This is a genomic window from Cohnella lubricantis (genome assembly GCF_014212015.1).
Classification (GTDB): domain Bacteria; phylum Bacillota; class Bacilli; order Paenibacillales; family Paenibacillaceae; genus Cohnella; species Cohnella lubricantis.
Window position 1 is genome coordinate 24,053 of record NZ_JACJVN010000057.1, and the last position, 16,562, is coordinate 40,614.

12 protein-coding genes are annotated in these 16,562 nt (G+C 54.8%); 10 read left to right on the forward strand and 2 right to left on the reverse strand.

All coding sequences use genetic code 11. The annotated features are described in order from the left end of the window. Nucleotides 1-584: 584 nt before the first annotated feature. The 8 genes from H4Q31_RS14705 to H4Q31_RS14740 all read left to right on the forward strand — a co-directional run bounded on the left by H4Q31_RS14705 (nucleotide 585) and on the right by H4Q31_RS14740 (nucleotide 11,749). A complete protein-coding gene (locus H4Q31_RS14705; RefSeq protein WP_185179810.1) occupies nucleotides 585-4,073 on the forward strand; it encodes a glycoside hydrolase family 2 TIM barrel-domain containing protein in 3,489 nt (1,162 codons plus the stop codon). Nucleotides 4,074-4,344: 271 nt separating this feature from the next. Next, nucleotides 4,345-4,758 (forward strand): hypothetical protein, encoded by a 414-nt coding sequence (locus H4Q31_RS14710; protein WP_185179811.1) that lies wholly within the window; start codon nucleotides 4,345-4,347, stop codon nucleotides 4,756-4,758. A 104-nt stretch (nucleotides 4,759-4,862) separates the two neighbouring features. Beyond that, nucleotides 4,863-5,171: a hypothetical protein gene (locus tag H4Q31_RS14715; protein WP_185179812.1), complete on the forward strand. Its 309-nt coding sequence runs from the start codon at nucleotides 4,863-4,865 to the stop codon at nucleotides 5,169-5,171. Between the two features lie 25 nt (nucleotides 5,172-5,196). Beyond that, nucleotides 5,197-5,922, forward strand: coding sequence for a hypothetical protein (locus H4Q31_RS14720; protein ID WP_185179813.1), 726 nt, complete (start codon nucleotides 5,197-5,199; stop codon nucleotides 5,920-5,922). Between the two features lie 16 nt (nucleotides 5,923-5,938). Further along, nucleotides 5,939-8,677 carry an alpha/beta fold hydrolase gene (locus tag H4Q31_RS14725; protein WP_185179814.1) on the forward strand — a complete coding sequence of 913 codons (2,739 nt, stop codon included), beginning with the start codon at nucleotides 5,939-5,941 and terminating at the stop codon, nucleotides 8,675-8,677. Between the two features lie 3 nt (nucleotides 8,678-8,680). After that, on the forward strand, nucleotides 8,681-9,424 hold the full coding sequence (locus H4Q31_RS14730; protein WP_185179815.1) for a hypothetical protein: 744 nt from the start codon (nucleotides 8,681-8,683) through the stop codon (nucleotides 9,422-9,424). Beyond that, nucleotides 9,421-9,720: a hypothetical protein gene (locus H4Q31_RS14735; protein ID WP_185179816.1), complete on the forward strand. Its 300-nt coding sequence runs from the start codon at nucleotides 9,421-9,423 to the stop codon at nucleotides 9,718-9,720. Before H4Q31_RS14730 ends, H4Q31_RS14735 begins: the two co-directional genes overlap by 4 nt. Before the next feature lie 151 nt (nucleotides 9,721-9,871). Further along, nucleotides 9,872-11,749 (forward strand): monovalent cation:proton antiporter family protein, encoded by a 1,878-nt coding sequence (locus tag H4Q31_RS14740; protein WP_185179817.1) that lies wholly within the window; start codon nucleotides 9,872-9,874, stop codon nucleotides 11,747-11,749. Nucleotides 11,750-11,804: 55 nt separating this feature from the next. Here H4Q31_RS14740 and H4Q31_RS14745 read toward each other — a convergent pair whose 3' ends face one another. Both H4Q31_RS14745 and H4Q31_RS14750 read right to left on the reverse strand, forming a co-directional pair. After that, nucleotides 11,805-12,623: a hypothetical protein gene (locus tag H4Q31_RS14745; protein WP_185179818.1), complete on the reverse strand. Its 819-nt coding sequence runs from the start codon at nucleotides 12,621-12,623 to the stop codon at nucleotides 11,805-11,807. Then, nucleotides 12,610-13,182, reverse strand: a complete 573-nt coding sequence (locus H4Q31_RS14750; protein WP_221626850.1) for an RNA polymerase sigma factor — start codon at nucleotides 13,180-13,182, stop codon at nucleotides 12,610-12,612. Before H4Q31_RS14750 ends, H4Q31_RS14745 begins: the two co-directional genes overlap by 14 nt. Nucleotides 13,183-13,362: 180 nt before the next feature. Between H4Q31_RS14750 and H4Q31_RS14755 the strand changes: the two genes are divergently transcribed. Together H4Q31_RS14755 and H4Q31_RS14760 are read left to right on the forward strand one after the other, a co-directional pair. Further along, complete coding sequence (locus H4Q31_RS14755) at nucleotides 13,363-14,595, forward strand: aminopeptidase (RefSeq protein WP_185179819.1); 1,233 nt, start codon at nucleotides 13,363-13,365, stop codon at nucleotides 14,593-14,595. Between the two features lie 163 nt (nucleotides 14,596-14,758). Further along, nucleotides 14,759-16,429: an ATP-binding protein gene (locus tag H4Q31_RS14760; protein ID WP_185179820.1), complete on the forward strand. Its 1,671-nt coding sequence runs from the start codon at nucleotides 14,759-14,761 to the stop codon at nucleotides 16,427-16,429. Nucleotides 16,430-16,562 lie beyond the last annotated feature (133 nt).

Below are 16,562 nucleotides of genomic sequence, written 5' to 3' on the forward strand. Positions count from 1 at the left end.
ACTGGACTGTCGATATTACGTGCGGTTCTTGCTTAACTGGATTAACTTCACCGTAAGGATCAATGAGATAATCGCAAGGACGAACAGAACGGCCATTTGGAAGACTGTGGCAACTGGAAGCGAATGGAACCAGCCATCCCGTGCGAACAGCTTGAACACTTTAACGAGAATGTAATAGATAGCTAAGAACACGAAGAGATGAACGATCTTATTAGCTAAGCTTGGAATAGGATCACCCCATTTGGAGTAATAGCGTACTTATATTCTTAATTTAACATAGCCGAAGCTGCCTGCGGTAGCGCAGCCTTGGACCTCTTGGCGGCGAGCATGAATACGGGAAAGCACATAACCCCCAACGCGGCGAAGAAGGGTTGAGCCGGGCTTTTTGAAAATGCTTGAATTTCCTGCGATATAATCCTACTATCTTCATATGAATGCGTTTCCAGCGGCTTTGTCATGATGCACTGCTTATTTCTTGCTACACACCGATGCGGAGACCATTATGCCGTTAGAGAACGCCTAAAAGAATCTGCAAGGAAATCATCAGCTTGCCAAACATTAGTCTGATAAGGGGTGTCACACGAATGAGTCGCCAACAGAGAATGAACAACGGCTGGCAATTTGCCAAGCTGCCGCTCCATACGGAGTTTGAGGCTGTCGCTGCAGGAGACATCGAATGGTCGCCCGTGACCTTGCCGCACGATTGGCTGATCTTCGATTCCCGCCGATTATATGAGAGCGGGGAGGGCTGGTACCGCAGAACGCTGCTTCTGGACGAGCCGGAACCGGGAACCCGGACGTCGCTTCGATTCGAAGGCGTCTATATGAATTCCTTCCTCTACGTCAACGGCCAACCGGCAGGAACGTGGAAGTACGGCTATTCCACCTTTGAATTCGACATTACGTCCTACGTGAAGGCAGGAGCGAACGACATCTACGTCCGAGTCGTCTACGAATCCCCGAACACCCGCTGGTATTCCGGCGCGGGGATCTATCGCAGCGTCTGGCTGAAGCAGTACCCCGCAACCCATCTGGCGCCGGACGGCATCTATATTGCACCTCGCCGAGAAGGCGGCGGCTGGGTGGTCGACGTCGATACCGAGGTTCAGGCAGCGGAGCCGGCTATATCCGCCCCGCTGATGCTTCGTCAGCGGATTATCGACATGAACGGAGCGCCAGTCGCCCAAGCGGAAGCGGCTGTTCCTGCAGGAGCCGGATCCGGCGCGGTACTGAGCGTTCCGATGAGCCTATCGGTCGAGCGGCCGACGCTGTGGGACCTGGATCAGCCATACTGCTACCGGCTTCAGACTGAGTTGATTGCCGGGGACGGCGCTATTATAGAGGAAGAGATACAATCGTTTGGCTTCCGCGAATATCATTTTGACAGCAAGGAAGGATTCTTCCTGAACGGGCGGCGCGTGAAGCTGAACGGGGTGTGCCAGCATCACGACTTGGGCTGCCTGGGCGCAGCCGTGAATAAGGCCGCCTTGAGAAGACAGATCGCTCTCCTGCAGGAGATGGGCGTCAACGCGATTCGAACCGCCCACAATATGCCGGCCGTCGAGCTGATGGAGCTGGCGGACGAGATGGGCGTTCTCATTGTGTCGGAAGCCTTCGATATGTGGGAACGGAAGAAGACGGCCTTCGATTATGCCCGCTTCTTCCCGGAGTGGTGGGAGAAGGACGTGGCCAGCTGGGTGCGCCGGGACCGCAATCATCCCAGCCTGCTGATGTGGAGTATTGGCAACGAGATCTACGACACGCATGCCGACGAGCGCGGCCAGGAGCTGACCCGGATGCTGCGCGATGCGGTGCTGCTTCACGATCCGAAGGGCAATGCCGCGGTGACGATCGGCTCCAACTACATGCCATGGGAGAATGCGCAGAAGTGCGCGGACATCGTGAAGCTCGCCGGCTACAACTATGCGGAGAAATACTACGCCCAGCATCACGAGGAGCATCCGGATTGGATTATCTACGGCAGCGAGACGTCCTCGACCGTCCAAAGCCGGGGCATCTATCACTTCCCGTTAAGCCAAGCCATTCTGGCTGACGACGATGAGCAGTGCTCTTCTCTGGGCAACAGCTCCACCAGCTGGGGCGCGAAGAGCACGGAGAGCTGTATCGTTGCGGACCGGGATGCGGATTTCTCCCTTGGCCAATTTCTGTGGAGCGGCTTCGATTACATCGGAGAGCCAACGCCGTATCATACGAAGAACTCCTACTTCGGCCAATTGGATACAGCCGGGTTTAAGAAGGATTCCTTCTACATTTATCAAGCAGAATGGACCGATTACAAAGTTAAACCGATGGTTCACCTATTCCCTTATTGGGATTTCTCCGAGGGGCAGCTCATCGACGTTCGTGTCTGCTCCAATGCGCCAGTCGTTGAACTATTCATGAACGACGTGTCTCAGGGGAAGTTCCATATCGATCATGCGGCCGGCACGAAGCTGGTTGGCGATTGGCGGATTCCTTACGCCGAAGGCATCCTGCGGGCTGTCGCGTACGACGAGAACGGAGCGCCTATCGCGACGGATGTTAAATCCTCGTTCGGCGATGCGGAGTCGATCGTGCTGTCCTCCGACAAGCGGACGATGGCAGCGGATGGCTCCGATCTGATCTTCGTCGAGATATCCGCTCTGGACCGCGAGGGTCGCCCCGTCGAGAACGCGAACAATCGCATTCGCGTTACCGTTGAAGGGGCAGGCCGACTGGTAGGCCTGGACAATGGGGACAGCACGGACCTTGACTCGTACAAGGGGACGAGCCGCAGGCTGTTCAGCGGCAAACTGCTCGCCGTGATCGCGGCTAACTTGGAGCCTGGAGATATCCGTGTGCGCGCCGAATCTCCCGGTCTTCGAACCGGCGAGCTTGCTCTATCGTCGGTCCCGGTGGAGAGCGAAGGCTCTAGCCCAGAGGGGGAGCCATACCTCTATGCCTATGAGCCGGCCCAAGCCCTTGAAGCTTGCCGGAAGGAAGCGCAGTCCGTACAGGCAGACGAGATTCCGATTCGCAAGCTGGAGATCATCTGCCCGCAAGGCAATCAGCTGGATGAACGGAATCGCTCTATTCCGGTCCGGGTGCGCATTCATCCGAGCAACGCCTCTTATCAGGAGGTGCAATGGCGTGTGACGAATGCGGCCGGTGTCGACGCCAATATCGCCTCGATTCAATCCGACGGGCACGAAGCCGTCATCACCGGACTGGGCGACGGCGAGGTCTACGTTCGATGCGCTGCGACGAACGGTTCGGACCGCATTCGGCTCTATGCCCAGATGGAATTCCATATCTCGGGCCTCGGGCAAGCCTTCCTTAACCCGTACGAATTCGTATCCGCAGCATACCATAGCGAGGCAAGCCGCAATCTGACGAACGGCAACGAACGCGGCGTCGCGACGGCGAGAGACGGGGAGAGCCGAATCTGCTTCGAGCGCATCGACTTCGGAAGCTTCGGCGCCGACACGATCACGCTGCCGATCTTCTCCTTGGATGGCGAGGAGTTCCCGATCGAGATCTGGGAGGGCGTCCCTGGGGAGGCTGGCGCAGCTCTGCTGACGGTGGCGGCCTACCAGAAGCCGTCCAAGTGGAATGTGTACCAGGAAGAGACGTACCGTCTGCCCAAGCGCTTAACGGGCATCAGGAGCTTGACCTTCGTGCTGCGGCGGAAGATACACTTGAAGGGCTTCCGGTTCGACCAACCGCTCAAAGCCTTCGAACGGCTAAGCGCGCTCGAATACGATCGGATCTACGGAGATACCTTCACGCTATCGGACGACGCGGTCGAGAACATCGGCAACAATGTCTCTCTTGTCTATGAGAATATGGACTTTGGGGATTCGGGGAGCACGAGTCTCATCATTTGCGGCCGCTCCCCGCTGAGCCGCAATACGCTGCATCTCTTATTCAGCGGCGAACAGGGGGAGAGCAAGCAGATCGTAGAGTTCGACGGCTTGGACGAATACGGCGAACGCGAGTTCCAACTGGAGCGGGTCGTTGGCCTGCGTACGGTCACCTTCGTGTTCCTGCCGGGCAGCCAATTCGATCTGAAGTGGTTCCAGTTCCGGCCATAACTGACTACAAGAAGCCCGTCCGACGGCCGTCGGACGGGCTTTATTTGTGAGCATGTAGGCTGAACTGCCGATGTCATGATCCGCTCTTGCTCCGCCGATGCCTGAGATGACGAGGCCATGAACTATAAAGTTTTGGTAAATAAGTAATTAAAGCACTGTACGAATAGTCGATATTATACTAGATTAGTACTAAATTCGCGCGCATATAGGACTAATTGCCTTCATGCGCCGCTCGTTCTGGGTCAACAAATGTCGTCTGAGGAGGTTTACTGTGGCTAAATTCGCGCAGGTACTGCAATCGCTTCGTAATTGGTTTGAATCCTTCAGTTGGTATTCGCTGCTTCGCACCTTCGAGCTGCACTTGCTGTTCGGGAGTCTGGGCGTCATGCTGCTCAGGGAGATTCTCTACCAGAGTCTGCCGTATACAAGCTTCGATACGTTAAATGTAATCTTCCATACCATTCCGCTCTACACGATCGCCTATCATGCGTTCCTGTTGGGAGTCTGGCTGACTCTCGTATCTTCGAACGTCAAGTATACACCATACGGGCTGTGGGCTTACGCCTTCGTCTACTTGTTCCCGTTCGAGGGTCTGTCGCTCGATTCCCTCATTAGACCTGCAGTCTACGTAGTGCTTGGCATCTTCTTGTTCCGATTCGCGGCATCTTCGTATGCGAGGAAGTAGCGCATAGCTGCGGATAGCGATTCTAAAGCTTAAAGCTTAAAGCTTATATCTCGATCCCTCAAGTCGGTTAACGATTTGAGGGATTCCCATATGGAGGCGATCCTATGCTATGCCCAACATGCGGTTCGGAAGAAGCGGGGAAGTTCTGCCAGCAGTGCGGCACGGCGCTGGCGGAGACCGCACAGGCTCAAGCTCCTGCTGCGCAACCGATGCCGGAAGCGCCGGACGAGGCAGCGACAACTGAATCGATCGAATCGATCCCAACTGTTGGATCAACCGACGTCACTGAGCCGGCTGAACTGACGGAATCGATCCGGAAGGCGAGGGTGTCCTTCTGGAGCATCGGCACTTTGATCTATATGGTAGCGGGCGCAGCGCTGTTCGGATATACCTGCGTTCATTACTGGACCTAATCGATAGGAAGAGAGTGAAGGCATCATGTGGGTTCGTCTAGTATCTCTTAGCGTATTTGCAGCGGTTATGATCGGGGCATTCATCTATTTCCAGTGGGACAAGCACGACTCCGTGCCGGCTGCGCAGAACCAGCCGTCGGAGAGCGCGGCCGCTGAGGAGCAGCAATTGGCTTACGACGATTGGTGGAGCGAGGAGGATGAGCGGTTGATTAGCCGTCCGACTTACGATAGGCCTGTCTCCGTCGTGCATATCGGCGAGCTTAACACGGATGTTCTGCTTGGCAAGAGATTCGGGAATGTGGGCGAGAGCATCGCGAATATAGATGCGGCGAATAAGACGATTCACTTTAACAGCGGCAATCAGGTTCCGCAGGCGGACGATCGAGTGCTCGTCGTTCGCGATTCGAATAATATGGAAGTTCTGCTACAGGAACAACTGTACCGCAGCAGCGGCGACACGGTGGAGGTCTTCTTCGAGCCGTTCCAAGAGCCGGGCGCGGAGGATGCGGATTACTATCTCGTGAATGAAGCGCGCTTGTTCGGCGGGCAATCGATGACCATTCGGGAGACGGATGAAGAAGGGACGATCGAAGTCGCGTTCCAAGATCGGCAGCAGACCGTTCCCGCCGGCCAGACGGCTGTGTTCGAAGAGAGCGCGGACCTGCAGGGTTTGCAAGTACGTTCGAAGATTGTAGTGACCAATTATGGGCTGTGGGATACGTCCGATATGACGTATGTCGTGCAGGAATAGGAAGGGGGAGGCCTACATGCGATTGGTGACAAGCTGGCTTCCGCTGTTGCTGCTTCTTAGCTTGATTGGCACGGCAATTCCTTATTCGCAGAATGCCCATGCTGACATTCTGCCATATGAGCCTGTTGTCCCTCTTCCGATCCTGTTCGTGCACGGGTACGATGACAAGGGATCAAGCTGGGAGGAAGCGGACTTCTACAATTATGTGCAGACGCTGGGCGCGGAAGTCGTAAGCGTCGACTACAACAAGTATAGTCGGAATGATATTACCTCGACGAAGATCAACAACCTTTTCACCGAAGCCGTTGATCAGCTCCCGAGCGACACGAAGTTCGACATCGTCGCGCACAGCATGGGCGGACTTCTCACGCGCTATTACTTGCTGCAGAACGAAGACGTTCGCAGCCGGGTGCGCCGGGTTATTATGATCGGCACGCCTAACCACGGTTCTCCGATCGCGTGGCAGAACCGGGTATCCGATATGATCGACGATCCGAAGGACTACTGGGAAGACGGCATGAAGAATGCTGAGATCGTCGAGTATCGCGACTATTATAACGAATATACGGACAACATGTTCGATACATACGGGGGCGGCCAGATCGAGGAGCAGTCCTACGAGTTGTGGCTGAGCGAGCATCATCCCGAAGTCATCGATGCGATCCTGGAGAAGCAGCAGCTCGGGGCCGGGGGAGAGCTCACGGACCTTGGCGCGGAAGTGCTGCCAGGCGGACTAGATTATCGTTATAGCGAGGCTTTCAACATCTATGCCAAGATATTGGCTGCCCGGTCCTTCGAACGGGAAGAGCGACAGGCGAAGATGGGCATGATCGTGCAGGGCGTGCCCTTCAGCTTGAAGGAATCCTTCGTCGTGGAGGACGATAACATCTCGAACAAGCAGCAATTGACGGGCAAGGATCTCGTCGACGAGGGAACCGCGCTTAAGGAAGGGATGAAGAAGGGCTGTACATACAACCCCTTCACGGATTGCGACCAGCCGGCCACCGCGAAGAACATCGTACAGGACAGGCTGATGCTGGAACGGTTCGAGCTGCATTATTATGAGAACGACCAGATCCAGACCGAGTATGTCGTATCGAATCTGTTCCTCAGTTGGCTCGCGCAGGAGGAGTCGCGTTACCGGGCGCAGGCATTGCGGAATAATACCTATTATCCGCAATATATCACGATCGCAACGGTCGACGATCCCGATAACAAGATGGGCCGTTGGACGACGGATCTGTTCGTGAAGAACATGTCGGCTTGGAAGTATGAGGATCATGACTCCGTCGTGCCGCTGAAGAGCGTGACGTTGTTCTCGAACGGCGAGGATCAGTTCCTCGATCGGAATGTGAAGATCATCCCCGGCGGCAGCTCCAAGATCTCCAAGGATCCCTACGCGATCCAGCGCGAGGGCGGCTACACCTTCCATGGCGATCAGATGGCCGCTACCGATCTGCTGCGCAATGAATACAACAATCCGTTGACCGGGACGAATGATAGCGAAGTGACCATGGATATTGTGCCCGGCAATGAATGGTCGGCCGATTCTTCTATTATCATCGCGAAGCCCGCCAATGAGTCTCTGGGCAATGATTATAAGCTGGAGATCAGCTCGAATCACAAGACGACCGTTCGGATCATGGAGCGGGACCAAGACCAGATGTGGACGAAGATGAAGACGGTGCCGCTGCTAAAGGGCGATTATTCCGGCTATCGGGCGGAAGTCGACATTGCGGTTAACGAGGATGTGACCGACTATCTGATTGTAGGCGCCAGCGCCGACGACAAGCTGACGGCTGCCGTCCATTCCGAGGAGGATCCGGAGCAAGATGAGCTGGGCTATGCGCCGGTCGGCCGTTATCCGTATTATCTGCAGCCGCTCGATACGACAGTGGAGGGCGACACGGTGCGCCAACGCTTTCGCGTGTACAATCGAGCCAATGATCAAGCCGTGAGCGGATTGGACGCTAGCGACTTCATCTTTAAGCTGAACGGCAAGACGCTCCTGTATCCGCGCTTGTCGATGGAAGGGGTGAATATCGAGAGGGCTGGCAATATCATGCTCGCGCTGGATTATTCCTCGAGCATGGGCACCGTTCCCCGCAATTATTCGATGATGAGCGCCTACAACTTCTTGAGCGGCATGAACATGGAGAAGTCGAAGGCGCAGGTTGGCGTCATTGGCTTCACGGATCAAGTGCGGCTGCTCGCTGGGCTGACGACGGATTATGCGAAGGCTGCCAAAGCTGTCTATATCGAGGATACCGGCGGAACAAGCCTGTACGATGCGATCGTTGACGCTTCGTCGATCTTAGCCAGGGAGAAGGGGAAGAAGTCGCTGCTTCTGTTGACGGATGGCGAGGATTCGGGAGGCTCCCGCGATATTGAAGAGGCGATCGAATCGGCGAAGAGCCGCAATATTACGGTCTATCTGCTCGGCTTCGGCGATGCGAATGTCGACGTGCTGCAGCGAATCGCCGATGAGACGGGCGGCAAATTCTACTTTGCCAACGAGGCGGTGGATCTGTCCGGGCTGTACTCGACGGTGACAACGGAGAAGGACTACATCTATACGCTGGAGTATGAGGCGCCCGATCTGACGAAGGCCAACGAGATGACGATGAAGATGACGCAGGATCGGTCCAACGAAGCGGCTGTTCCATACGATTCGCTTCAGCTTCCGCTTCCGGATATTCAATCCTGGTGGGACAAGGCCAAGGATCTGATTAACGATATGAAGGAAGGAGGGTAAGCCGTGCGGACAACAATCGAAGGGCTGGAACTGAAGGCACTGCCGAAGCTGCTGTTGAAGATTCCGGCAGATCCGATCTGGGCAGGATTAATCATTGCGGCAGCCTGCTATTGGTTCGGCTATCCCGCATCCGATCTTCTGCTGCTTCTGTATGGGGGCTGGCTGCTCTGGTATCAGAATCACTATTGGGGCCGATGGACAGCCTTATTCCTCTTCACGGGAATTGGCTTCATCGCAGCCCATCGGTTCGACCTTGAGAAGCTGACGGGCTGGCTGCTCGGCGATTTGTTGCCCATCATGATCATCCTTGGGCTTCAGTGGCTGCATGGCTCTATATATCTCCAAGGGATGAACCGCCAGATCGGCAAGGGATTCGATCGACTTCGGCTGCATTGGATTCCCTACTCAATCCTTGCGGGTTCGCTCGCAGCTCTCGTATGCGGATTGCGCTGGTCCCTATACGGCGGTACGGCCATGATCTTGATTCTGCTCATCGTCGTACGCCGCGATAGGCTGCTGTTCAGCGCATTCCTCATGGCTGCTCTGTACGATATCGCGATCCATTTGTTTATCCTGAAGGGAGTGCTGTTGCTTCGCGAAGATGCGCTGGCCTTCCTAGAGGCGCATTGGGGCACCCTGCTGTTCCCGCTGGCGGCAACGGCAGCGGCAGCCGTAATGCCGCGCAGCAGGCCGCTGGCCGAGAGGGGCAGCTCGCGAGAGACAGCTCGAGAAGGAGTGCTGGAGTGACCGAGTCGATCCGCAAGATCATGTATGTCATTGGCAACATTATGATTGTGATCGCAACGCCGGTATTAGCGCTCTTAATCCTCGCAGGCGTCTTCTTTAACACGACCGATGCGCCGGCCAGTCCGGGTGCGGGAGTGCTGTTGGCGGTGCTATACGGCTTGTTCGTCTATTGCTTCTATCGCTTCATGCGCAAGCCTGCCGAAGGTAGACGGCTGCCTACGGTTATGGTCTACATGTTATCGCTCTGTATTCTCTATCTCGTTCTGCTGCTTGCGGCGTACCTATCTTGGAAATAAGACAAGACTCTGGCTTCAATCGGCCAGAGTTTTTGTTGAGAGAAGCCATGACGTTGCTGGCCGGTACTTTCCGTTCAGGGCATTCACTATTGCTTGCATTAATGAACATAAAACGGGATACTACTATGTAAAATTCGACAAAGGAGCTATCATGCATAACGATTTAAGTTCCCTCCTGCTCGTAGTAGCCCTAGCCTTCCTAGTCCCGATCGCTCTCCAATATTTTAAGCTGCGCGTCATTCCGGTCGTTGTCGCCGAGATTATCGTCGGCCTGATCATCGGCAATTCCGGCTTTAACCTGATTCGGCCGGAGGGATGGGTGAGCCAGCTCTCTACCTTGGGCCTCATCTTCCTCATGTTCCTGAGCGGACTTGAATTGGACGTGTCCCTCTTCAAGCCGAAGAAGACTTCCAAAGCGCTTCTGGACCATCTTCCGAAGGATCATTATATAGATGAGCTTAGCAAGAGTAAGCCGCCCAATCCGCTCCTGCTGTCAAGCCTAATCTTCCTTCTGATCGTGGCAGTCTCCTATGGCTGTGCGGTATTCTTGCAGCAATTAAACTACATAACCGAGCCGTATTTGTTCACCATCATGATCGCTTCGATCTCTCTCGGAGTGGTCGTGCCCGTCTTGAAGGAGAAGAAGCTGCTGGAGCACGCCTACGGGCAGACGCTGCTGCTGATCACCATCCTGTCCGATGGCCTCACCATGATTCTGCTTGGCGTCTATATTAGTCTCCAGTCCGGCAATACAAGCAGCTTATGGCTGCTCGGCTTGTTCTTCGTGCTCGTCTTCGTGATCTACCGCTTTGCGGCCAGATTCATGCGCTCCAAATTCATCAGCAAGATCAGCGGAGGCGGCACCTCTCAGATAGGCACCCGCGCGATCTTCGCCCTCATTCTGATGCTCGTCGTGTTGAGTGAGACGCTTGGCGTGGAGAGCATTCTCGGCGCCTTCCTGGCTGGGGTCATCGTCTCTCTTCTGCGTCCGTCCCATGAGCTGGTCCACCAACTGGAGTCGTTCGGCTACGGCTTTCTAATCCCCATCTTCTTCATCATGATCGGGGTCGATCTGGATATACCGTCATTGATCACCGATTGGAAAATCGTTCTGTTGATCCCGCTGCTCATCGGGCTCATCTTCGTCGCGCGGTATGTGCCAACCTTGCTGCTTGGATTCTGGTTCCGCTTCAAGTATGCCTCCTCCGGCGGCCTATTAATGGCCAGCACATTAAGTCTTGTCATTGCGGCGGCATCGGTCGCTTATGAACTAGGCATTATTACGCTTGAATTGCAAGGTGCGGTAGTATTGGTCTGCGTCATTAACTGCCTGCTGTTCCCCGTGCTCTTCAACAAGCAGGTGCCTAGGGCGCAAGCCGCTCGCGTCCGCGCTTCCTTAATCGGGGCGAATCACGTGACGCTCCCCGTATCGCAGGATCTGCTCAAAGAAGACTATGACATTACCGTCTATAGCGCAGACGCTTCCGTCCGGGATGGTGAGTCCCGTGAGGAGGACTTCGGACGGTTCCCGCTCACGGTTGTCTCCGATCTGGAGGAGGATACTCTGCTGAAGGCAGGCGCATTCCATACCGACGTCATCGTTCTCGGATCGATGGACGAGGTCCAGAATGCGAAGCTGGCCCGAACGGCCAAGTCCTTCGGAATCGAGAACATCATCGTTCGGGCGGAGAGTCCGGAGCTCATTCAATCGCTGCAATCCGAGGCGTACAGCGTGTTCTCGACCTTATTCGCTTCCCGGATGCTGCTCAGAGGGCTTGTTCAATATCCGAGCGCCGTCATGCTGATGTCGAAGGATGATTCCCTGCAGGAGATCAGGGTTCAGAATCCGAAGTACAATAACGCCCAGCTCAAGGAGCTGCCGTTCCTGGGCGATGCCCTCATCCTGCGCATCTATCGGGGCGAATCGATCATCATTCCGCACGGGATGACGCAGCTTCACAGCCAAGACCGATTGCTGGTCAGCGGGAGCAAAGAATCGATTCAAGCGCTCAAGGAGGAGCTGGAGTAATCGCAGCTAACGGAAGAAGGCCGTAACCACTTAAGGTCACGGCCTTGATCTCATCTTACTTGGCGTCTTCGCCGGGAGGCACGATCTGGAACTGGCGCAGCATCTCGTACATGCGGGCGCCGTGCCCTTCGGACGCTTCCAGGAAGTACGCTTGCTTGATGACGAAGCTGCCTTCCAGCTCATTGCTGACGATGTAATAAACGATCTTCTCCGAGTCCCACTCCTTGCCGGCCAGCGCCCGGAAGTTGTAGCCCTTCACGGGGTCGGTTACTTCCGTCACATCCGTCACGTCGTCGTACTCGGCCGCGAGCTGCGCATGGAGCTCCTGGGCGATCTCTTCCGGCTTGCGGTCCTTCACTTGGCTAATCTCCATGTAGACGTCCGGATAATCTCCGTCGATCTTGGCCTCAATTCGCTGCACGCCGTTCGACTTCGTGGCGGTATAGCGCTCTTCATCCACATAGATGACGTAGTCGGATTCGAGAGCGGCATTCGATTCGTTCTCATGAAGCTGCAGATCCGTCTCTTCCTCTGAGCCTTCGATATGTTCAACCACTTTCTTCTCCGGCTCGAACATCTGGCGAATCTTGCTGACGTAAGCCTGCCCTGTCTCTGTGGATATGGTCAAGCATGCCGCCACGAGAATAATCGCTGCCGCAGCTGCCGCAATGTAACTCCCCGGGCCGCGTCTCTTCCTTCTGTGCGTTGCCGTTCTGCTCATGATCCTTCCTTCTCCCTCCGAATAGGTCTCCCGATCGTCCTTGAATAGGGCGTTCTCAATGTTATCCCATACCTGGGCTTGCAGCCGAGCAGCGGAATCGGTGCTGTGGCGCAGGGATTCAGATAGCAGTTCATCGATCTTATGGTCTTCCACAGCTCGTTCCCTCCTTCGCCGTTCGTTCTTGCAGTTCGTCCTTCAGCAGTTGTCGGCCTTTGAGAAGTCTTGATTTCACTGTGTTCACATTTAAGTCCATTAAGTCCGCGATTTCCTTCTCGGTTAATTCGTTTAAATACTTCAGAATGATCGGAATTCGATACAGATCCTGCAGCTTGCCGATGGCTTCGTATAGATCCTCGTATTGCTCGATCGGCACGCGGTCCGATTGAACCAGCTTCGGTTCTTGATCCCATTGGAAGTCGACCGGAATCAGCTTGCGCTTCTGTTCTAAGAAGCGGTTGCATTCATTGATCAGAATGCGATAAAACCATGGCTTGAACGGCTTCCCCCGCTCGAAAGCATGAATATTCCGATAGACCCGTATGAACGTCTCCTGCACGGCATCGGCCGCGAACGCGGAGCTCTTCGTAATGGCTGTCGCCACGCGGAGCGCGTATTCCGCATAGTGGTCATATAACTTCTTGAACGCTTCCTTATCCCCTTGTTGAATCTGATCAATTAGCTGCTTCTCGATCGCGCTGTTCAAAGGTTCCATCGCTGCCCTCCTCTCGATTCACTATTACTACCTTGCACAGGGTTGAAAAGTTTACTCGCAACGCAACTATTTTTAGCCATCGCCTTCCATATAGAACGATCCGCCATTCCCTCCGTTCGGATGCAAAGCATTCGGCCATTTGGTATCCTAATCTATAGGCCATTAGAGAGGAGCTCAACGATGACATCATTCGAATCGATGTTGAATAAATATGCCGAGCTAGTCGTTCGTGTCGGCGTGAATATTCAGAAGGGACAAGTGCTGATCGTGCACGCCCCGATGGAGACTGCTGAGTTAACGCGGTTAATTGTCGCCCAAGCCTATAAGGCGGGAGCCAAATACGTCCTAGTGGAGTGGGAAGATGACGAGATTACTCGCATCCGCTACCAGAAGGCAACGGAAGATTCCTTCGATTATTATCCGCAGTGGCTGGCGGACAGCATGGTGCATTTCGCCGAAGAGGGCGGGGCGATCCTGCGCATTAAGGTGCCGAATCCAGATCTGTTCCAAGGCATCGGCGGCGCGAAGGTGTCGAGGGCCGTCAAGGCTGCGGCTGTCGCCAACAAGGAATATTCCAAGTATACACGAAGCAGCAGAATCAGCTGGTCGCTGATCAAGGCGCCGACACGCGCATGGGCGAACAAGGTGTTCGCCGACCTGCCGGAGGAGCAGCGGGTGGATGCGATGTGGGAAGCGATCTTCCGAATGGTGCGGGTGAATCAGGTAGATCCGATCGCCGCTTGGCGGGAGCATATCGCGAATCTGAAGACGAGGCAGAATCAGTTGAACGCGAAGCGCTACAAGAGCCTGCATTATCGCGCGCCGGGGACGGACCTGCGCGTGGAGATGCCGGAAGGCCATCTGTGGCGAGGAGGCGGCGGCGAGAATGAGAAGGGCGTCTACTTCGTGGCGAACATGCCGACGGAAGAAGTGTACACGATGCCGCACCGCACGGGCGTGAACGGAACGGTCAAGAGCACGTTCCCGCTTAACTTGAATGGACGTCTGGTTGAAGGCATTACGATGACGTTCCAAGACGGCAAAGTGATCGCTTATGATGCCGACTCGGGCCGCGAGCATCTGGAGGCGCTGCTGAAGACGGACGAAGGCGCATCGTATCTAGGCGAGGCGGCGTTAGTGCCGCACGACTCCCCGATCTCGAACTTGAACCGGGTGTTCTACAATACGGGCATAGACGAGAACGCCTCCTGCCACTTCGCGCTGGGCAGCGCTTATCCGACGAATCTGGAAGGCGGGACGAAGCTGTCCAGCGAGGAACTTCTGGAGCGGGGAGCGAACGTAAGCCTCACGCATGTGGACTTTATGATCGGCTGCGCCGAGCTCGATATTGACGGAGAGCTGCCGGACGGCACGATCGAGCCGGTCTTCCGCCAAGGGAACTGGGCTTATTAGAGGGTTCTCTCGCCGAATATTGTGCGATTTAACAACCAAGCCGGCCGCCTGCGGTCGGCTTTTCTTCTAATTATGCTATGTTTTAACTTTTATATATTTTATATATAGGTATAATATGGAATGAGGCACGATCTAACCGTAACAATCTCAGGGAGACCAGACGATGTTGGATGCAAGCTATTTCCTAGCGAATCTGCTCTGCGTGTTCATTCCGCTGTTCGGTTTGGAGATTTGGGGCAATCTCAATGACAAGCAAGTTCTCAAGACATCGAGGAATACGATCATACTCATAGCGACCTTGTCGGCGTCGGCATTCTTGTGCAGCTTCTTTAACTTCCGTATATCGGAAGAAGTTATGCTTAATCTAAGCATTGTCCCGCTGACCATCGGATTCTTTGCGTTATCCTGGCAGAGGGGAGTGCTCGTTCTCACTCTCTCTACCGCTGCGCAGCTTGCTGTGTTCATTCTTCGCTTCTCGCATGGACGTTCTGCCATCGAAGCGATCAAGATTGCGGCTTCCGTTATGCCGGAATATCTGCTGATTATTCTCGGATTTGCCTTGATAATGTGCGCGTGCTCGATATGGACGAAGCGCCGCTCTTTCTCCTTTAAGGCAATCGCTTTCATGATCGGGCTGCTGCTCTACTCAATATTGGATTTCCTCTATATTAACCGGTTCAAGCAGCCGACGGACATTCACATCTGGAATTTCCTCGGATACATCTTCGTGTTTCATTTTACTTTCTTCGTCGCGGCGCGCCTGATTGTGAACAGTGTCGAGAAGAATCAAGCCGTCGAAGAGATCATGCTGCGCGAGGAGATCTATCGAAGGTTGGTGGAGGATTCCCCAGACGCCATCGCAATCTCGATCGGGCGGCAGTGGAGATTCATCAATCAATCCCTCGTCGATCTGTTCGGAGGGGAGAATAAGGAACAGCTTCTAGCTGTGCCGTCCTACGACTTCGTCCATCCGGATTATAGCGATATGAACAAATCCCGCATGGACCGCGTGGAGAACGGAGGCACCGCAGAGCTGGCGGAGCAAGTGCTGCTCAAGCTGAACGGAGAGCCCTTCTATGCTGAGACGATCTCCATTCCAACTCGATATCACGGCGAGCAAGCTGCGCATACCATCATACGGGACATCACCAAGAGAAGAGAGGAGCAGTCGCTCCTCGTTCAAGCGGAGAAGCTGCGAGTCGCAGGGCAATTAGCGGCTGGAATCGCCCACGAGATCCGCAATCCGCTGACGGCGATCAAGGGGTTCTTGAAGCTCATTCGAACGAACTACAAAGAGCAATATCTCGAAGTAGTCTCGGAGGAGATCGATCGGATCGAGGAGATTCTCACGGAGCTCTTGGTGTTAGCCAAGCCGAACAAGGAACAGATCGAGCAAGTCGATATGACCCAGACGCTTAAGCAGATCGTAACGCTGCTCGAACCGCAGGCGAACCTGCAGAACATTGCGTTCGAGGTGAACTATGCCGCCGACCGCGCGAACATTCTCTGCGATGAGAATCAGTTGAAGCAGGCCTTTATCAATTTCCTCAAGAATGCATTCGAAGCGATGCCGGAAGGGGGAACGGTGAAGATTCAGACGGCGAACGTTGGCGATCGGCTTCAGATTGAGTTTATCGACGGCGGCGTGGGGATTCCGCCGGACAAGCTGAACAACCTGGGCGATCCGTTCTTCACCACGAAGGAATCGGGCACCGGGCTTGGCTTCATGGTAAGCAAGAAGATCATTGAAGATCACAACGGCGAGCTTACCGTGAGGAGCGCCGTAGGCAAGGGCACCATTATTCGCGCGCTGTTCCCTATCGTCGTGGAGTAGAAGACTGTTAACGAGGCCGGCACGTAAGCGGTTGCGGACATCTTGGTGCGAGAAGCCGTCGATCCCTCTGATCGTTCAATAATGGAACAATATGGCGGAATCCATGAAAAAACATTCATATTTAAAAATTTCC